Origin of the sequence: Pollutimonas subterranea, assembly GCF_002849655.1 — a bacterium.
GTDB classification, from domain to species: domain Bacteria; phylum Pseudomonadota; class Gammaproteobacteria; order Burkholderiales; family Burkholderiaceae_B; genus Pollutimonas; species Pollutimonas subterranea.
This window is the reverse complement of the sequence record NZ_PDNW01000006.1, coordinates 20256-39754: the sequence shown is the minus strand read 5'-3', so window position 1 is coordinate 39754 and position 19499 is coordinate 20256. Positions and strand designations below refer to the sequence as shown.

General features: G+C 59.8%; 17 protein-coding genes and 1 pseudogene. 12 read left to right on the top strand and 6 right to left on the bottom strand.

Going from position 1 to position 19499, the window contains the following annotated elements; genetic code table 11:
- The first annotated feature begins 69 nt into the window (after positions 1 to 69).
- Positions 70 to 942 (top strand): MOSC domain-containing protein, encoded by an 873-nt coding sequence (locus tag CR159_RS08900; protein ID WP_102073661.1) that lies wholly within the window; start codon positions 70 to 72, stop codon positions 940 to 942.
- Positions 943 to 1004: 62 nt separating this feature from the next.
- Here CR159_RS08900 and CR159_RS08895 read toward each other — a convergent pair whose 3' ends face one another.
- From CR159_RS08895 to dinB, 3 genes are all read right to left on the bottom strand, one after another.
- On the bottom strand, positions 1005 to 1664 hold the full coding sequence (locus tag CR159_RS08895) for an amino acid ABC transporter permease (protein WP_102073660.1): 660 nt from the start codon (positions 1662 to 1664) through the stop codon (positions 1005 to 1007).
- A 3-nt stretch (positions 1665 to 1667) separates the two neighbouring features.
- Entirely contained in the window at positions 1668 to 2477 is an 810-nt protein-coding gene (locus CR159_RS08890; RefSeq protein WP_102073659.1) for a transporter substrate-binding domain-containing protein, read from the bottom strand.
- A 140-nt stretch (positions 2478 to 2617) separates the two neighbouring features.
- Positions 2618 to 3793, bottom strand: a complete 1176-nt coding sequence (gene dinB, locus CR159_RS08885; protein WP_102073804.1) for a DNA polymerase IV — start codon at positions 3791 to 3793, stop codon at positions 2618 to 2620.
- 227 nt (positions 3794 to 4020) lie between these two features.
- On the opposite strand from dinB, the gene CR159_RS08880 reads away from it, so the two are divergent.
- From CR159_RS08880 to CR159_RS08835, 10 genes and pseudogenes are all read left to right on the top strand, one after another.
- Complete coding sequence (locus tag CR159_RS08880; protein ID WP_102073658.1) at positions 4021 to 5331, top strand: CmpA/NrtA family ABC transporter substrate-binding protein; 1311 nt, start codon at positions 4021 to 4023, stop codon at positions 5329 to 5331.
- Between the two features lie 44 nt (positions 5332 to 5375).
- Positions 5376 to 6170: a nitrate ABC transporter permease gene (gene ntrB / locus CR159_RS08875; RefSeq protein ID WP_439650512.1), complete on the top strand. Its 795-nt coding sequence runs from the start codon at positions 5376 to 5378 to the stop codon at positions 6168 to 6170.
- A gap of 12 nt (positions 6171 to 6182) precedes the next feature.
- Positions 6183 to 7037 (top strand): ABC transporter ATP-binding protein, encoded by an 855-nt coding sequence (locus tag CR159_RS08870; RefSeq protein WP_102073656.1) that lies wholly within the window; start codon positions 6183 to 6185, stop codon positions 7035 to 7037.
- Positions 7034 to 8233, top strand: a pseudogene (locus CR159_RS08865) (NAD(P)/FAD-dependent oxidoreductase); the annotation flags it as partial. The gene CR159_RS08870 and the pseudogene CR159_RS08865, both read left to right, overlap by 4 nt.
- A 17-nt stretch (positions 8234 to 8250) precedes the next feature.
- Positions 8251 to 10986 (top strand): nitrate reductase, encoded by a 2736-nt coding sequence (locus tag CR159_RS08860; protein ID WP_233208238.1) that lies wholly within the window; start codon positions 8251 to 8253, stop codon positions 10984 to 10986.
- On the top strand, positions 10983 to 11780 hold the full coding sequence (gene cobA, locus CR159_RS08855; RefSeq protein WP_102073654.1) for a uroporphyrinogen-III C-methyltransferase: 798 nt from the start codon (positions 10983 to 10985) through the stop codon (positions 11778 to 11780). Before CR159_RS08860 ends, cobA begins: the two co-directional genes overlap by 4 nt.
- Positions 11781 to 11911: 131 nt before the next feature.
- A complete protein-coding gene (yfcF, locus tag CR159_RS08850; RefSeq protein ID WP_102073653.1) occupies positions 11912 to 12556 on the top strand; it encodes a glutathione transferase in 645 nt (214 codons plus the stop codon).
- A gap of 64 nt (positions 12557 to 12620) precedes the next feature.
- On the top strand, positions 12621 to 12878 hold the full coding sequence (locus CR159_RS08845) for a heavy-metal-associated domain-containing protein (RefSeq protein ID WP_233208237.1): 258 nt from the start codon (positions 12621 to 12623) through the stop codon (positions 12876 to 12878).
- The gene (locus CR159_RS08840; RefSeq protein WP_102073651.1) at positions 12838 to 13452 is read left to right on the top strand and encodes a DNA-3-methyladenine glycosylase I; all 615 of its coding nucleotides are present in this window, start codon (positions 12838 to 12840) and stop codon (positions 13450 to 13452) included. Before CR159_RS08845 ends, CR159_RS08840 begins: the two co-directional genes overlap by 41 nt.
- Positions 13453 to 13624: 172 nt before the next feature.
- Positions 13625 to 15496, top strand: coding sequence for a diguanylate cyclase (locus CR159_RS08835; RefSeq protein ID WP_158238525.1), 1872 nt, complete (start codon positions 13625 to 13627; stop codon positions 15494 to 15496).
- A gap of 32 nt (positions 15497 to 15528) precedes the next feature.
- Here CR159_RS08835 and kdsA read toward each other — a convergent pair whose 3' ends face one another.
- Entirely contained in the window at positions 15529 to 16377 is an 849-nt protein-coding gene (gene kdsA / locus CR159_RS08830; protein ID WP_102073649.1) for a 3-deoxy-8-phosphooctulonate synthase, read from the bottom strand.
- A gap of 116 nt (positions 16378 to 16493) precedes the next feature.
- Positions 16494 to 16775: a peptidylprolyl isomerase gene (locus CR159_RS08825; RefSeq protein WP_102068158.1), complete on the bottom strand. Its 282-nt coding sequence runs from the start codon at positions 16773 to 16775 to the stop codon at positions 16494 to 16496.
- Between the two features lie 173 nt (positions 16776 to 16948).
- On the opposite strand from CR159_RS08825, the gene CR159_RS08820 reads away from it, so the two are divergent.
- Positions 16949 to 18214: a M20/M25/M40 family metallo-hydrolase gene (locus CR159_RS08820; RefSeq protein ID WP_102073648.1), complete on the top strand. Its 1266-nt coding sequence runs from the start codon at positions 16949 to 16951 to the stop codon at positions 18212 to 18214.
- Here CR159_RS08820 and CR159_RS08815 read toward each other — a convergent pair whose 3' ends face one another.
- Positions 18215 to 19495 carry a hydantoinase/carbamoylase family amidase gene (locus CR159_RS08815; RefSeq protein WP_102073647.1) on the bottom strand — a complete coding sequence of 427 codons (1281 nt, stop codon included), beginning with the start codon at positions 19493 to 19495 and terminating at the stop codon, positions 18215 to 18217.
- Positions 19496 to 19499: the final 4 nt, after the last annotated feature.

Genomic DNA, 19499 nt, shown 5'->3' with positions numbered 1-19499 from the left:
ATTGCAGGCAAGCGCTATTATGCGCCACATGGGTCGTGTTCCCGGCCTGCCATCAACCGCTCGTCAGCCATGACCATCACTATCCTGAGTTTGCATAGCTATCCCGTCAAATCGTGCGCCGGCATTTCTCACACCGAGGTAGGCCTGACGCAGGCGGGGCTGGCATTTGACCGGCAATGGGTCATTGTGGATCGGCAAGGTGTCTTCATGACCCAGCGCCAGTACGCCAAAATGGCGCTGATCCAGCCCACGCCCGAAGAAGGGTCCCTGACCTTGAACGCCCCCGGGATGGCTACGTTTGTACTTGCACCCGCGGCGGATACGCCCGCGCCGCCACCAGTCTCGGTGCGCATCTTCGGCAGCGACACCCTGGGCCTGGATGAGGGCGATGCCGTGGCACTATGGCTGGGCGAATTCATGGGCACCCCGTGTCGCCTCTTGCGCGTACATCCCTTGGCCGAACGCCTGGCGAGCCGAGATCACGTCAATGCATGGCGCCGCAAGCATCATGAACAGGTTCCAGACTTTCCCGCCGACCACCCGTTCGGCTTTGCCGACGGTTTTCCGTTCCTGGTTGCCAACCAGGGCTCGCTGGATGCCCTGAACCAGCAATTGGTCGGCAAGGGGCAGGCTCCGGTTCCCATGAATCGCTTCCGGCCCAATATCGTCGTGCAAGGCCTGGACGCTTACGAAGAGGATTACTTGGCGAGCATGCAGGTCGGTGCCCTGACATTTGCCTTCGTCAAGCGTTGCGCCCGCTGCCCCATACCCGGCATCAATCAATCCACGGCGGAATCCGGTCCGGAACCGATACTCACCCTCTCGTCGTATCGGCGCTTTGCCGAAGGCATATTGTTCGGCGTCAATGCCGTCGTGGCCGGTTCCGTTAACGGAGCCAGCTTGCGAACCGGCGATACGGCCGAACTGGAATTCAACGTTTGAACCAGATTGAACCAGGCTTCACGCGGATACCGTGGCGCCGCCGCCGTGCATGGCGGAAACAATCAGGTGGCCACGGTTCGGCTGAAATACCTTTCAAGGCGGCGTTGTATGTGCTCCAGGCACAGGCTGAGCATCCAGTAGATGAAGGCGGCCGCCAGGTATAAAGGCAAAGGCTGAAAAGTCGTGGCGATGACGTCTTTGGTGGCTAGCAGCAGCTCAGTCACGGTAATGACCGACACCAGAGATGTGTCCTTGATGAGGCTGATCAGGGTATTGCTCATGGACGGTACGGCCAGTCGCATTGCCTGGGGTATCACCACATAATACAAATTCTGACCGTAGTTCAGGCCCAGGCTATAGCCGGCCGACCATTGACCCCGGGAAATACCCAGGATGGCGCCGCGCAGGCTTTCCGAGATATACGCGCCCGCGTTCAGGCTTAGCGCCAGAACACCGGCGGTCAGCGGCTCGAAAGAAATGCCGATGCTGGGCAAGCCGTAATAAATGATGAACACTTGCACCAATAAAGGCGTGCCGCGCATCATGCTGACATACAACGCAGCCGGTATGTTGCACCAGCGGCTGGGGACGATACGCGCGACCGCCAGCACGAACCCTACCAGTAACCCGCCGAACATGGCCGCAAAGGCGAAGATCAGCGTATAACCCGTGCCTTTCAACAATATCGGGGCGGCCAGGGTCAATAATTCGACGAGGTTCATGACTTACTGGGGTGCCCGGACCTTGCTGACGTCGATGCCAAACCATTTGTTCGATATCTTGGCGAATGTGCCATCGTCAAAGGAGTCCTGGAGCGCCTTGTTCAGAGCCGCCTTGAATTCCGGGTTGCCTTTCCTGAAGGGAATGCCATTGAACTTGGGTTCGCCTACGATGGCTCCGCCCTTGATCGGTATATTCGAGGTCTTGACGAGGTAGGCGGTCATCAACTGATCGTTAAGCGCTGCATCGACACGCTGGCTGACCAGGTCGGACAGGTATTCCGGCGCACCCGGATAGCTTTTGACCTGGACGCCTTCCTGCGCCTTGGCCAGGGTTTCGTAATTGCTGCCTTGTGAAACGCCCAGTCGCTTGCCTTTGAGGTCGGCAAAGCTCTTATAAGCGCTGTCATCGTTCTTGCGAAGAATCAGCTGTGGGCTGGAAGCGACATAGGGAACGGAAAAATCAAAGGCCTTTTCCCGCTCGGGCGTGATGCCCACTTGATTCAGGATCACGTCGAACTTGCCTGAGCTGAGGCCGGCCAGGATCGCGCTCCATTCCGTCTTCACGAATTGGACTTTTACGCCGAGCTTGTCGGCGAGCAGATTGGACACTTCTATATCGAAGCCCTCGAGCTGGCCGGTTTTGGTGTCCACAAAGTTAAAGGGCGGATAAGTGCCCTCCACACCCACGATCAATGTGCCACGCTCTTTGACCGTATCGAGCAAGTCGGCAGCATGGGCGCCGCTGGCGGCCAGGACCGAGAAAGCGGTAGCACCGGCGGCCAGCAAGCCGCCTACGAATCGGGATAGCTTCATTTTTATCTGCCTAAGGGTCGGGGAAAGCATCATGCTAGCAAGCTTTCAACCGACTTATAACTATTGGATTATTACTTATATATCACCAAAAGAAATAATGAACTTGCTAAAAGCGCGGATTCGTTATAAAAGTGCATGCCTTAATACAGGCTTAGCTGACGAGGCTCTTGAAGCTGGGCGGCCCTTCCGACCTGAACCTCGGGCAACAAGCTGCCGACCCGCACGCCCAGCAGACGAATCTTGTGATCAAGCTTGATACGTTTAAGACATTGTCCAGCAGTGCGATGTATGACGTCGGCGTCAGAGGTATAGGCCGGCAAGGTCAGGTCGCGCGTTACCGTGCGAAAGTCGTCGAACCGCAGCTTGATGCCAATAGTGCGCCCAACATAGCCTTTACGCAACAGGTCGGATTCCAGCTGTGCGCACAAACGCACAAAGACCTCCGACAAGGCGGCGCGATCCCGCTGCACATGCAGGTCGCGCTCGAAGGTGGTTTCGCGGCTGATGGACTTCGGCTCCGAATGAGTCACCACGCAGCGATCATCAATGCCATGCGCCACATTCATGAGCCACCGCGTATAAGTCAGCCCGAAATGATCCTGCAGCAGATCGGCCGGCGCTTGGGCGAGATCGGCAATGGTGTGTATCCCGATGGCGGCAAGCTTGACATTGGCTTTGGGCCCTATGCCGTTGACCTTAGCCACCGGCAGCGGCCAGATCCTGCGCTGGAGGTCGCCGGGACCAATGATAGTCAGGCCATTGGGCTTGTCCAGGTCGGACGCAATTTTGGACAGGAGCTTGTTCGGCGAAATGCCGATGGAACAGGACAGGCCCGTTGCCTGTTCGACCGCCGCCTTGATGCGCTGCGCCAGCAACACCGTTTCCTCGGGATGTTCGGTCAGGTCTATATAAATCTCGTCAATGCCGCGGTCCTCGATAAGGGGAGCCACCTGGGCGACGGCTGCCTTGAACAGGCGCGAGAAATGCCGATATGCCACGAAATCAACCGGCAGCAAAATGGCATCGGGGGCGAGCTGCGCCGCTTTCATGGTGCCCATGGCCGAAAACACACCGAGGGCACGCGCCTCGTACGTTGACGTGGTAATGACCCCGCGCCCGACGTAGCCACGCAGTCGGGAGAACAGGCGGGTACCGTCCTGAAGCGTTTTGGGCTGTGCGTTGTCGCCCCCGCCAATGACCACGGGTAAACCGCGCAGTTCGGGATAACGCAAAAGCTCTACCGACGCGTAGAAGGCATCCATGTCCAGATGCGCGATCCGGCGTTCAGGAGGTAGAGCTAGAGGACTGGAAGCCATGGCGGTGCACAAGCTGTACAAAAACCCAGGGATTATAAACCCCGGCGCCTGCACAGGATTGGTGCGATGCACAACAATCCGCCCGCCGGCGGTGCGGCCCATGCGCCCGTGCCTGAACCCCCGATGCGCTTGGGCGCCTGCTATGACGAAGGCGCTGCGGAACGCGTCGAAAAATTGTGGCACGGCCTTTGCGTAAGCCATGGGGCATCTTCTTTGACGGATCACAAATGAAATCCAACGACACGCCTATTGCTGTTCCAGCTCCTTCCACAACCCTGGCCCAGGCTGCGCCGGTCAATAGCCGGCGCCGGACCTGGCTGGGCAATACGGCGAAAGCCGCCGCGGGCCTGGGGCTCATGTCGCTGGTTGATCCCTTGATCCGCGCCGGGGCATGGGCGGCAGGCTCCGATGCTCCTGAAAAGAGCGAGGTGAAGATCGGATTCATTCCCCTCACCGACTGCGCATCGGTCGTCATGGCATCGGTGATGGGTTTCGACAAGAAGCACGGTGTCACTATCGTGCCGGCCAAAGAAGCATCGTGGGCGGGCGTCAGGGAGAAGCTCTCCAACGGCGACCTGGATTTCGCCCACGTCCTGTACGGGCTGATCTATGGAATGCAAATGGGAATTGCCGGTGGGAAGCAGGACATGGCCGTCCTGATGAGCCTGAACCAGAATGGGCAGGGCATCACCCTCTCGAATCAATTGCGCGAAGCAGGCGTCATTGATGGTGAATCGCTGCAGAAAAAGATAGCGGGCGATCCGCGCCAATATACCTTTGCCCACACGTTTCCTACGGGCACCCATGCCATGTGGCTGTATTACTGGCTGGCCAGCTATGGGATCAATCCACTGACCGCCCGCACGGTCACCGTGCCGCCTCCGCAAATGGTTGCCAATATGCGGATAGGCAACGTCGATGGCTTTTGCGTGGGCGAACCCTGGAATGCCCGCGCCATCATCGACAAGCTGGGTTTCAGCGTAGCAACGTCGCAGGATATCTGGGCCGACCATCCTGAAAAGGTACTGGGTACGCGGCGCGATTTTGTGGACCGACACCCGAACACCGCCCGTGCCGTAACGGCCGCCATCCTGGAGGCCAGCCGATGGATAGACAGCTCGCCGGCCAACGTGCGCAAGACGGCGGAAACCATAGCGGCCAAATCCTATGTGAACACAAACGTGGACACCATCGTGGACCGTATGCTCGGTCAGTACGAGAACGGCCTGGGGAAGTCATGGGCCGACACGCATCCTATGCGCTTCTACGCTGACGGCGGCGCCAACTTCCCTTACCTGAGCGACGGCATGTGGTTCCTGACTCAGCAAAAGCGCTGGGGCCTTGCCACGGACCATCCCGACTATCTTGCGGTGGCGCGGGAAGTCAATCGCATCGACATCTACAAGCAGGCCGCGCAGGCCACCGGCACTGCACTTCCCAACAGCGAAATGCGCTCCAGCACGCTGCTCGACGGCGTGACGTGGGATGGAAGCGATCCGGCCGCCTATGCGGATGGTTTCAAGATCAAAGCGCCCTGAAAGGAGCAGACATGAATACGATGGCGGCACATTTCACGGCATTTATGCGAAGGGATAACTTGCGCGACCAAGTGGAACGAATTGCCGGTGCCCTCGCGGGTCCGGCCACGGGTTTTGCCTTGCTGCTCGTTATATGGAAGATTATCTCGCTGAAGATCATCGAGATTCCGGGACCCGAATCCACCTTGCTGGCAGCGTTGGAATTGTTCAGCGATCCCTTCTACGACAACGGACCCAACGACGTAGGCATAGGCTGGAATATCCTGGCCTCGCTGGGTCGGGTAGCACTGGGATTCGTGCTGGCGGCCGCTGTCGGCATTCCGACGGGCTTCCTGATCGGCCGGGTGCCGTCCATCAATGCCATCTGCTCACCGGTCATCAGCCTGCTCCGACCGGTCTCGCCCCTGGCATGGCTGCCCCTGGGCCTGTTGCTGTTCAAGGCCGCCAATCCCGCCGCCATCTGGGCCATCTTCATCTGTTCGATCTGGCCCATGATCATCAATACGGCGGAAGGCGTCAAGCGCGTGCCGCAAGACTACCTGAATGTGGCGCGTGTGCTGGACTTGTCCGAGTGGAAGGTGTTTACACGCATTCTTTTGCCCTCGGTCATGCCCTACGTCATGACCGGCGTACGGCTTTCCATAGGAACGGCATGGCTGGTGATCGTCGCTGCCGAAATGCTGACCGGCGGAACCGGCCTGGGCTTTTGGCTGTGGGATGAGTGGAACAACCTGAACGTACAGAACATCCTGATCGCCGTCCTGGTCATCGGTGTCGTGGGATTGGCACTGGACCTGGCTTTGCTCGCTGTAGCGCGGCGATTCAACTACGAGGCCTAGGATCATAACGCCATGGAAAAATTCGTACGCATTGAATACGTAGGACAAACATTTTCCTCGAAGAAAGGCGACTTTGTTGCCTTGCGCGACATAAACCTGAATATACGCAAAGGCGAATTCGTTTCATTGATCGGGCACTCCGGTTGCGGTAAATCCACCTTGCTCAACCTGATTGCCGGTATCGCCACGCCCACCACGGGTGTCCTGCTGTGCGGCGAAAAGGAAATCAAGGGGCCCGGACCGGACCGTGCGGTCGTGTTCCAGAACCATTCGCTGCTGCCATGGCTTACCTGCTTCCAGAACGTCTATCTAGCCGTCGAACGCGTGTTCTCGCGCACCGACACGGTGGGCCAGCTGAAAGCCAGGACTGCTTCAGCACTGAACCTGGTCGGCTTGCGTCACGCCCAACACAAACTTCCCAAGGAGATATCGGGCGGCATGAAGCAGCGGGTCGGTATTGCGCGTGCGCTGGCCCTGGAACCCAAGGTATTGTTGCTGGACGAACCCTTCGGTGCCCTCGATTCGCTGACCCGTGCTCATCTCCAGGACGAGCTGCTACGTATCGTGGCCAGCACATCGACCACCGCCGTGATGGTAACGCACGATGTGGACGAAGCCGTGCTCTTGTCCGATCGCATCGTAATGCTGACCAACGGTCCTGCCGCCACGATAGGCGATATCGTTCAGGTGGATCTGGATCGCCCACGCAATCGCCTTGCGCTTCTCGACGACGCCCGATACGCCGCGTATCGCGCTGCTGTGCTGAGTTTCCTGCATCAGCGGCATCGGCATCCAGACCAAAACACCGTCCGGAACGCGCTTCCGGATCCGCAAGAAGCCCTATCCTCGTCTGTTGCCCAACCATGAAAAAGCGCAAGCTCGTCGTCGTCGGCAATGGCATGGCCGGAATCCGCACATTGGAAGAACTGCTTAAGCTGGATCGCGACCTGTACGATATTACGGTGTTCGGCGCGGAGCCGTACACCAACTACAACCGCATCCTGCTGTCGCCCGTGCTGACCGGCGAACAGACCGTTCAGGACATCATCCTGAACGACGCAGACTGGTATCGAAAGAACGGGATTACCCTTCATCTGAACGCCACCGTCACACGAATAAACCGTGCGCGGCGGGAAGTCGTTGCCGATGACGGCACAATAGCCAAGTACGACCGCCTGCTGCTGGCCACAGGATCCAATCCATTCATCCTTCCCGTGCCGGGCAATGACTTGAAGCGCGTCATCACGTTTCGCGATATCAACGATGTCAACCTGATGATAGCTGCGGCCAGCAAACTGAAGCGGGCTGTCGTGATCGGCGGCGGATTGCTGGGACTGGAAGCGGCCAATGGACTGGCGGCACGCGGCATGGAAGTATCCGTTGTGCATCTTGGCGAGACCTTGCTGAACCGGCAGCTGGACAAGTCGGCCGCCACGCTGCTGCAAAAAGACCTCGAACGCCGCGGGATGCGCTTCCTGATGAACCGCCAGACCGAATGCATAGTGGGCGACGAAGAAGGCGCTGTGCAGGCCATACGCTTCACGGATGGCTCGGAATGCAAGACTGACCTGGTCGTCATGGCGGTCGGCATACGACCCAATACCGACTTGGCCCAAAAGGCCGGAATTCATACCGAACGCGGCATCACTGTCAACGACACGCTGCAAACCTACGACCCCAGCATCTACGCTGTGGGTGAATGCGTCAGCCACCGAGGCATGGCCTATGGGCTGGTCGCGCCCTTGTTCGAGCAGGCCAAAGTCGCCGCCAACCACCTCGCCTTCCATGGCATAGGACGGTATTCCGGCAGCGCCCTGTCGACGAAGTTGAAGGTCACGGGGATCGACGTGTTTTCAGCGGGCGACTTCATCGGTAATGCCGGCACCCAATCCATTACCCTGGCGAACGCAATGGCTGGAATTTATAAGAAGCTGGTCATCAAGGACGATAAGTTGATAGGCGCCTGCCTGTATGGCGACACGGCAGACAGCGCCTGGTACCTGCGGCTGATACGAGAGGGCAAGTCCGTTAGCCGCCAGCGTGGACAGCTTATGTTCGGCGAAGGCGCGGAGAGCCAGTCATGAACCTTGTCGATATGCCTTCGTTGACCGGCACCGGCCCTGGCGCCCAGCCCCGCATCCTGTCGTCCATCTGCTGCTATTGCGGCACGGGTTGCGGCGTGAAGATTCACACCGATGGCAATCAAGTCCTGAAGGTAAGCGGCGATGAGCGGCATCCGTCCAGCTTGGGCAAGCTATGCAGCAAAGGCATGGCGCTGGGGGCGACAGTACGCCGTGACGGCAGCCGGATACTGTCGGCGCAATGGCGCGAGAGCAAAGACGAACCGCGTCGCAACATCGCTCTGGACGACGCTTGCGACATTGCCGCCGCCAAGCTGGCGGATGTCATTGGCACGCACGGTCCGGACTCGATCGGATTCTATCTATCCGGACAGTTGCTTACCGAAGACTATGCCGTCTTCAACAAGCTGGCACGCGCGCTGGTGGGCACCAACAATATCGACACCAACTCCCGCCTTTGCATGTCCAGCGCCGTGTCGGGCTACAAGCTCACCCTGGGTGCCGATGCGCCGCCGGCATGCTATGACGACCTGGATCATGCCGATACCGTCATGATTGCGGGTTCCAATATGGCATACGCGCACCCCGTGCTGTTTCGTCGGCTGGAAGCCGCCAAGGAACGTCGCCCCGACATGAAAATCATCGTGGTCGACCCCCGGCGCACGGACACCTGCGATATCGCAGATATACACTTGGCCATCACGCCCGGCAGCGATGTGGCACTGTTCCATGCCATGCTCAATGTGATGGCGCGCGGAGGTCTGGTGGACCTGGACTACATTGACCGCCACACTGAGGGCTATGCGCAGGTCGAGACGCGTATCCGCGCGTTCACCCCCGAACTTGCACAGGAGCTCTGTGGCGTATCGGCTGCCGACATCGTGCAATGCGCCCGCTGGTTCGGCAATGCGCAGGCAGCCCTTTCCCTGTACACCATGGGTTTGAATCAATCCAGCAGCGGCACGGCCAAGAACTCGGCCCTGATCCATCTGCATCTGGCGACCGGCCAGATCGGAAAGAAAGGCGCCGGCCCGTTCTCGCTTACCGGTCAGCCCAACGCCATGGGTGGCCGGGAAGCAGGCGGCATGGCCACCTTGCTGCCGGGACATCGGGACCCCAACGACACCCAGCATCGGGCCGAGGTGGCACGCCTGTGGAAGGTCGACGCCGTGCCCGATAAGCCCGGCCACACCGCCATCGACATGTTCGACGCGGTGCTCGACGGCCGAGTAAAAGTGTTGTGGGTCGCGGCCACGAATCCCGCGCAATCCATGCCGGACCAGGCAAAGGTCCGTGCCGCGCTGAACGCCGCTGAGTTCGTCATCGTGCAAGAAGCATTTGCGAATACGGAAACACTGGCCTATGCCGACCTGGTCCTGCCGGCAGCCACCTGGCCCGAGAAAAGCGGGACAGTGACCAATTCAGAACGGCGCATCAGCCGCGTACGAGCCGCCATCGAAGCACCCGGCGACGCCCGGCCGGATTGGCAACTGGTGTGCGGGATTGCACGTCGTTTGGCACTACGCATTGCGCCCGAAAAAACACGCCTGTTCGACTATCAGGACGAAGCCGAGATATTTGCGGAACATGTACGCTTCACAGCAGGGCGGGACCTGGACTACAGCGCACTTGATTATGCGACGCTGGACAAGGACGGTCCCCAGCAATGGCCATACAAAGGGCCCCGTAGCGCACCCGTACGCTTGTATGCGGACGGCGTATTCGCAACGGCCAATGGCCGTGCCCGTTTCATGGATGTGGACTACGTACCTGTTGCCGAGCGCGTTTCGACCGGCTATCCCTTGCGATTGACGACAGGGCGCATGAGGGATCAGTGGCACACCATGAGCCGTAGCGGCCTCGTGCCGGCACTGACCCGTCACGCCGAAGAGCCTTTCATTTACCTGCATCCCAACGACATGCTGCGCCACAATATCCAGGATGACGCATTCGTCAAGGTGGAGACCCGGCGCGGTCATATCGTGCTCGCGGCCATGGCCGATGAGAATTTGAATCCAGGCCACGCCTGGCTGCCCATGCACTGGGGCAGCGCCTTCATGGCCGGCAATGGCGTCAACGCCCTGGCCAACAGCGCCCGTGATCCCATTTCGCAACAACCCGAACTCAAGCATAGCGCGGCCGGCATCTCCGTGCAGAACTACGCATGGCAAGCAACCGCCTGGATACGCGGCTACATTCCCTCGCTGCGGCAACGGCTGTCCAAGTGGCTCGCCGTATTTCCTTATGCCGTCTTGATGCCTTCGGCCGTCGGCGGCGAAGGACTGCGCATGCGTTTTGCGAGTCCCGAAAAGCCCGACACCGCGACACTGACCGAACTGGTTCGCGACCTGCAACTGGATGACGCCGGCCTGACCTTTGACGATCCGGCACTAGGCATCACGAGGCGCATCCAGTATTGCGGCGCTCGGGTCGATGCCTTTCTGCTGGCCGGCGACACACGAGGCCACGAAGCCCTGTTGCAGTGGGCCGATACGCACGTGCTCCCCGCCGACCCAGGGCAGTTGCTGCAAGGGCGCGCCCGGGCCGCGGCACGTGCGCGCACCGTATGCAGTTGCGAGAACGTGAGCGATACGGCCATTGACGCCGGGATCACCGCTGGACACCTGCTGGAAGGATTGCAGGCCACTCTGAAATGCGGTACTTCCTGCGGGTCGTGCCTGCCGGAGATAAAACGCATGATCCAACGCCATAACACCCAGGAGATTCGAGTATGACCTCACCCATTACTACACCCGGGCCGGCATCATCCGGCAAAGTATGGCTAATCGGAGCGGGCCCCGGCGATGTCGAGCTACTTACGCTAAAAGCAGCGCGGATACTGAAGACCTGTACGGTATGGCTGGTCGACGACCTCGTCGGCCCGGACATCCTGGAACTCGCGTCGGCGGGCACGCGCATCGTCAATGTCGGCAAGCGTGGGGGCTGCGCCTCGACGCCGCAAGACTTTATCCTGCGGCTCATGGCACGTTACGCCCGCAGCGGCCATACCGTTGCGCGACTCAAGGGCGGCGATCCCTTCATATTCGGGCGAGGCGGCGAAGAAATGGCGTGGCTGGGCCAACGCGGCGTTGATGTGGAAAGCATCAGCGGCATAACAGCCGGCCTGGCGGTGGGCAGTGCGCTGGGCCTGCCCTTGACGCATCGCGAGGTATCGCGCGGTGTCACGCTGGTCACGGCGCATACCGTCGATGGTGCACGCCCCGACTGGCGGGCACTGGCCGATAGCGGCCTGACCATCGTCTGCTACATGGGGATGGCGCGCGCCGGTCAACTCGTCGCCGAATTAATGGAGGCCGGTTTCGCTGCCACGCTGCCGGTGGCGGTCGTCCAGCATGTTTCATGCATCGCACAACGGCACATCGCAACCACGCTGGAAAACCTGGACAGGGATATCGAAGCGCATCAGCTGGGCAGCCCAGCGGTCATTGTGCTGGGAGAGGTCGTTCGGCACCGGCAGGTGCAGGCCGACAGCGCCGCGCAAGCCGTACCCGTGCAGCGCTCGGCCTGAACACATCCTGCTATCCCTGCCCAGCGTTTCTCTCTAAACTGCATGTACCGACAACGGCACGCTTGCCCGACACGTTTCTGACCGCGCTGCTTGCGTCTTCGTGAACTGCATATCTTCGCCCCGGGAGCGCCATGAGCCAGAACGTCCGTTTGTACACCAACAGCCAGTACTCCAGCCCTTATGCGCTTTCAGTCTACGCAACCTTGCTTGAAAAAGGCGTGCCTTTTGAACTGCGCACCGTCGACCTTGCGGCGGGCGAACATCTGAGCCAGGACTACGCGCGACTGTCGCTGACGTCGCGCGTGCCCGCGCTGGTCGTAGGCGAGTTCTCCCTGTCCGAATCCTCGGCGATTATCGAATACCTGGAAGAGGCTTACCCACAACCCGATTTCGCTTCCGTGTACCCGGACGATCTCGAACAAAAAGCGCGTGCGCGACAAATCCAGGCATGGGTGCGCAGCGACCTGGACGCCCTTCGCGAGGAACGTCCCACCACCGTCATTTTCGGCGCCAGGAATCCCGCGCCGTTGTCTCCGCAGGGCCAACAGGCAGCCGAAAAACTCCTGACCGTGGCCGACCTGCTTATCGACGACCAAGGCAATCATCTTTTTGAATCATGGTCGATAGCCGACGTGGATCTGTCCGTCATGTTGAATCGGCTGTGCGCAAACGGCGACCCAGTCCCTGGAAAAATAAAGAGATATGTCGAACGGCAGGCCAGCAGGCCGTGCATACAACAGTGGTGGGCGCTTGCGAAAAACATAAGATCTATTTAATATACATCTTATGTCGCTACGCTCCACTATGCGCCTTCGACTACCCCCACGACTCCAAGGAAAAATGATGCAAATAGGAATGCTTAAACTCGCCGGCCTGAAAAACGAAAACTGCGCCGGCGTACTCGCCCAGGCCTTGAAGGCTGTCAATGGCGTCAGCAATGCCAGCGTATCGTTTGGCGACAGCAAGGCCACGGTTACCTACGACGAAGAGATCGTGTCGACCCAGCGCCTGCAGGTAGCCGTACAAGACGCCGGCTACAGCATCGCCAAGCCGGTTCATGGCGAAGATAGCGCGTGCTGCGGCGGCTGCGGCGGCTAAGTTGCCGGCAACCGTCACGCGTTGCGGCTGGTGCACCGATGATCCAGCCTACATGGCCTATCACGATACGGAATGGGGCGTGCCGTCGCACGACCCCCGGCATTTGTTCGAAATGCTGTTGCTCGAAGGCTTCCAGGCCGGGTTATCGTGGATTACGGTACTTAAAAAACGCCCCCGCTATCGCGAAGTGCTCTTCAATTTCGATCCCGAGAAACTGGCCGCCATGAGCGATGCCTACATCGATACGCTTATGCAGGATCCCGGCATCATTCGCAATCGGCTGAAACTTCGGTCAGCCCGGCAGAACGCCCAGGCATGGCTCAAACTTGACGATCCTGTCGCGCTCATATGGTCTTTTGTCGACGGCGTCCCCAAGGTCAATTGCCACGGCCGGCTTGCAGACGTACCCGTCACTACCCTCGAAGCTGAAAGCATGAGCCGGGCATTGAAGAAGGCCGGATTCAATTTCGTCGGCCCCACGATTTGTTATTCCTACCTTCAGGCGGTGGGCTGCATCATGGACCACACGACCGATTGCCACCGGTACCCGGCGCTGGCAAGCGGGCATCGCTAACCGCTATGCCGAGACGGCAGCCTCATGTAGGTTAAAGGAAACAGATCCGGCACAGTTAGCCTGACCACAAGCTTAAATAACGCGCGGCGTATGGTTTTTCATTACCATATAAGCAATGCAAGCCGACGCCCAAGCCAATTACTCTCTTTCCAGAAGAGCAAAGCAAAGATTCGTGATCCAGTGGTTCGCGCTGCTTCTTGCGTTGGGCGTGCTGGGCGCCGCCATCGCATTCAATCTACTGCAGGACCACCGCCAGACCGGAGCGCGCGAGCGTGACCGACTGTCTACCCAGGCCCGCATCATTGCCCTGAACATGGAGCAGCAGCTGGCCACCGCCAATCGCGCCCTGGAGGCCCTGCTGGGCGACCTTTCCGTATGGCGGGACGCCTTTGATCGACAGACTCATATTGAATACATTCGCGCCATCGCCACGGCCATGCCCGGAATCCGCAGCATGGGCATCATCGATGCCGACGGCATCCTGGTTGCGTCGAACCATGTGGGCGTTCTGGGTATGGACTTCAGCCATCGCAATTACTTCCAGACGGCCAAGTGGCAAGCCAATGGTGAAACGCTGTACATATCGTCTCCTTACCAAAGCATTTTTGGCTCTGACGTCATCAATATCGCGCGGGCGGCACTGGGTCCACAAGGCGAGTTTCAAGGCATTGTCTTCGCCACACTGAACAGCGATTATTTCCGCACATTGATGGGGTCCGTGCTATACGCGCCAGATATGTGGGACGCGGTTGTGCACTCGGACGGCTCCATGTTCTTGCGCGTTCCAAATAGCGATCAACCCGCCCGCAACGTAGCCCAGCCCGGCACTTTCTTTACTCGCCACGTGGAAAGCGGAAAGGCGACGACCGTACTGACCGGAACGCCGCAGCAGGGCACCGACAATAAACAAATCGTGGCCCAGCACACCATAGATCCCGCCGAATTGCATATGGACAAGGCGCTGGTTATCTCGACCGGGCGCACGCTGGATACGGTGTTCCTTACCTGGACGCACCGCGTCCTCTTGCAATCCGGCCTTTTTCTGATCATTTCGCTGGTGACCGTGCTGGGCCTTTATGCCTATCAACGCCGGGAACGCGAGTTCGACCGCAAGGAAGCCCATGCCAGCGCCGCCTTGCGAGCCAGCGAAGAGAACCACAGGCTTATTGTCGAGAACACTAGGGACGTCGTCATCAAACTTGATTCCGGTGGCGCCTATACCTATGTCAATCCCGCGTTTGAGCAGATGTTCAATGAGAACCTGGGGTCGATGGCGGGGAAACTCCAGGGACAACATGTCGTCCCGGAGGACCGGCAACAAGCGGATGCGTTCTTCGAGTCACTGTTTCATCCGCCTTACGCGGCGACCGTAAGCCTGCGGGAAAACACCGCTGATGGCTTGCGCCATCTGCATTGGACCGCACACGCCTTGCTCGACGACCACGGTCATGTGTCCAGCCTGATTTACATAGGACGCGACGTCACGCAGCACGTAACGAGGATGACCTTATTGGAGGAGCAGGCATGGCGAGATCCTCTGACAGGCCTGGCCAACCGCCGGCACTTCATGGATATGGCGGAAGCCGAGATAATCCGGGCGCAACGCTACGAACGGCCCTTGTCGTTGCTGACATTGGATCTGGATCACTTCAAGAGCATCAACGACACGCACGGCCATCAAGCCGGCGACTTGGTGCTGCAGGAATTCGCCGCGATCGTCACGAGCATAGTGCGCGACGTCGATATTGTGGGACGCACAGGCGGCGAGGAGTTCGCTATTCTGCTGCCCGAAACCGATATCGACGCAGCGCTCGGTGTTTCACACCGTTTGCATGAGGCGATACGCAGCAACGAAGTGATACTGCGTTCCGGCGCCTCGTTGCGGTTTACCTGCTCCATGGGCCTGGCGTTCCTCGATGAAGTCACGGTCGCCCTCAACGATCTATTCGAGCAGGCTGACAAAGCCCTGTATCAGGCCAAGCACTCCGGACGCGACAGGACCTGTGTTGCCGAACAGGTACCCGCGGTGCGTGGCGGCGGCTGACATCCGTCCTGCGCTTGCATGCGCGAAAGAACTCAGGAAATATCCAGCGGCTTAAATGATTTGACCAGGTCGTCCAGCGCTTTCAACTGTACGAGGAACGGCTCCAACTGAGCCAGGGGCAAGGCACTAGGTCCATCGCACTTGGCATTATCAGGGTCGGGGTGGGACTCCAGGAACAGGCCTCCCAGGCCTACCGCCATGCCGGCACGGGCCAGATCCACCACCTGACTTCTGCGTCCGCCCGATGCCGCACCCAGCGGATCACGCTGCTGCAATGCATGCGTCACATCGAAAACTATCGGGCGATCGCCGCAAGTTTTCTTCATGACATCAAAGCCCAGCATGTCAACCACCAGATTGTCGTAACCGAAACAGGTGCCGCGCTCGCACAGCAACACGCGATCATTGCCGGCCTGTCCGAATTTTTCAACGACGTTCAGCAGCTGGCCAGGGCTGAGAAATTGAGGCTTCTTGATATTGATGGGCAGCTTGGTCTTGGCCAGCGCCACGACGAGGTCAGTCTGGCGCGCCAGAAACGCCGGCAATTGCAGCACGTCCGCTACCTGCGCAACAGCATCTGCCTGCGATGGCTCATGCACGTCGGTAAGAACCGGCACGTCGAACGCCGCTGCTACTTTTTGGAGAATCTTCAAGCCCTCGTCCAGGCCCGGACCGCGATAGGAATGAATGGACGAGCGATTGGCCTTGTCGAAAGACGCCTTGAAGACGTAGGGAATATCGAGCTTTTGCGTTACCCGCTTGTACTCCTCGCAAGCACGCATGGCCAGGTCTTCGGATTCCAGGACATTGATGCCGCCGAACAGCACAAAGGGAAGATGATTGGCGCAGGAAACCCCGCTGGAAATTTCTATCGTTTTCATGGCTGTTGGCGTGTTGGCAGTAACGTATCGGTGATTCCGATATGGCATGCACAGCATTGCCATATCGCTGGCTGCCCCGACGCGAATACGCAGTCGGGACAGATGCCGCGCACTAATCAGTCTTGGCGGCTGGTGACTTCAAGAAGGTGGTAACCAAATTGAGTCTTTACCGGGCCCTGCACAACATTGATGGGCGCGCTGAATACGACGGTATCGAATTCCTTGACCATTTGGCCTGGACCGAACGATCCCAGGTTGCCGCCATCGCGGCTGGACGGGCAGCTGGAATTATCCTTTGCAACCTGTGCGAAATCGGCGCCTTCTTCAATAGCGGTCTTGAGTTCCTGGCATTTTTCTTCCGTTGACACGAGGATATGACGGGCAGTGGCTTGGGCCATGAGTAGTACTCCTTCTAAATGAGTTAAAGAGGATACAACAATCAGCGTCGTAAAAAAAACAGCGCACTGCTTGTTAAGCAGGTAACCATAGCATTGCGTAGACGTGTAGCGTGCACTACAGTGCCGGAGTGCGTGACGCTTCTTCGTTTCGCTTTTCCCTGGACTTGCCTCCCATGCCTGCCGTCGACACCGCCCCTACCCTGATCCATTTCATCGACGGCCAGCGTGCCGCACAGGAATCATTCCTGCAGGCATTGGTGCGCATTCCATCCGACAACCCCGCGGGCGACTGCGCACCTCATGCAGAACAGACAGCGCTCCTGCTGAAGCAGCTTGGCGTCGAGGCAAACGCCTATCCCGTTCCACAGGCACAGGTGCAAGCCCATGGCATGGTGTCGATCACCAATCTGGTGGTGCGTGAGGTTTTCGGAAACGGCGGTCCGACCATTGCCTTGAATGCACACGGCGACGTGGTGCCACCGGGGCAGGGATGGCAGCATCAGCCTTATGGGGGAGAGGTCGTTGACTGCGCCGAACATGGGCCGGTCATGTACGGACGCGGCGTGGCCGTATCGAAGTCCGACTTCGCCACCTACACCTGGGCGCTGCTCGCCCTGCGCGAGGCGGCACGCCAGGGCGTCGAGCTGAATGGCGTACTGGAATTGCACCTCACCTACGATGAGGAAGCCGGCGGCGATCTCGGTCCGAAATGGCTGCTCGACGAAGGAATCACGACGCCCGACCTGGCTATTTCCGCAGGATTCTCGTATGGCGTGACGACGGCGCACAATGGCTGCCTGCACCTGGAGGTGGCCGTGCATGGCAAGCAGGCCCATGCGGCCATGCCGCATACCGGCGCCGATGCCCTGGAGGCCGCGACATCGGTGCTGCAATCCCTGTACGCCTATCGCGACACGTTGGCGCGACGCCGTTCAGCGACGCCGGGCATTGAGACACCCACGCTTACCGTCGGACTGATCCACGGAGGCATCAACACAAACGTCGTGCCGGATCTGGTCTGCTTGCGTATCGATCGGCGCATGATTCCGGAAGAGACCGGTACAGACGTGGAAGGCGAACTGCGCCAGGTAGTCCAGGCAGCGGCGGACGCACATGCGGGCATTACCGTGGCCTTTAGGCGGATCATGCTTGCCGTTCCCCTGGAACGCCTGCCGGGCGCGGACCGCCTGATAGAACCGCTGCAGCGCCACGCCGGGAAGCTTTTCGGCGTGGAAATCCCGGCGCACGGCGTGCCTCTTTATACAGACGCCCGGCACTACACCCAACGCGGCATACCGACGGTGTTGTACGGTGCCGGACCGCGTACCCTGATGGAGGCGCGCGGCCACAACACGGATGAAAACCTGCGGCTGAACGACCTGAATGGCGCCACGAAAGTCGTGGCGCTGACACTGGCCGAACTCTTGCAGAGCCGCTGACTATCCGCCGGCCGCCGCACCCTCGGATGCCAGGGCATCCAGGAAGCGCCGCGTGGCGCCGCAGGCGGCCGCCACATCGGCGGCGTCGACCGTTTCCAGCGGATTATGGCTGATGCCGCCGTTGCCACAACGCAGAAACAACATGCTGACGGGGACGATGCGGGCCATCAGCATGGCGTCATGTCCGGCGCCGGATGGAAGTTCAAAGGGTTCATGCCCCTGCTCCCCAAGCGCCTTGCGCCACAGGCCGCGGCCCTCGTCGCTGCATGGCACCGCCGCGGCACGCAGCAACTCGGTCGATGTCCAGGCTATGTTCCGCCGTCGGCAAATCGCGTCAACTTCCGCATCGATGACAGCCAGCGCCTGGTCACGGATTTCGTCTTTACCGGCACGCACGTCGACCGACAGCCGGCATAGACCCGGCACGACATTGATCGAGCCGCCCGGGACTTCCAATATGCCGACGGTCCCGACCAGCCCGGCCTGTGCGCTGCAAATACGCTCCACGGCCAACACTATTTCCGCCGCGGCCGCCGCCGCATCGCGCCGCAGCGCCATGGGCACCGTACCCGCGTGGCCGGCCAACCCTTCAAGTACCACCATGCGCCGCACGCAGCCGGCGATCGCGCTGACCACGCCCAATGCCCTGTTGCTTTCCAGCAGCACCGGGCCTTGCTCGATATGGACTTCGAAGTAGTGGCGCAGGTCGGTCGGACCGCGATCGGTTGGGCCGCTGCCCGGTTGCGCCAGCGCGGCGGGGTCGAGGCCAGCGGCCAGCATCGCCTCGCTCACCGACACCCCATCGCCATCGCGCAAGCCCAGCAGCGCCGGATCGTACAGGCCGGCATACGCCGATGAGCCAAGGAATGTGCCACCGAAACGCACGCCCTCTTCTTCGGCAAAGCCGACGACCTCAAGATCGAAAGGCAGGCGCTCATTACGAGCCCGCATAGACGCCACCACGGCCATGGGTACAAGGATGCCAAGGCGTCCATCGTAGCGGCCACCATTGCGCACGGTGTCGTAGTGGCTGCCCGTGGAGACCAGGCCGCCCCCAGCGCTGCCCTTATAGCGCCCGATGACGTTGCCCACGGCGTCGTGGCGGACCTCGTCAAAGCCGCAATCATTCATCCATCGGGCAATCTGTTGTGCCGTTGCACGATGGGCGGGCGTCAGATACGTGCAGGTGAGCTCACCGGGAACATCGGTGTGCGCGGCCAGGGATTCGGCCCAGCCTAAAATGCGCTGCGCGTCATCGTTGTAGATATCGTCATTGATCATGGGT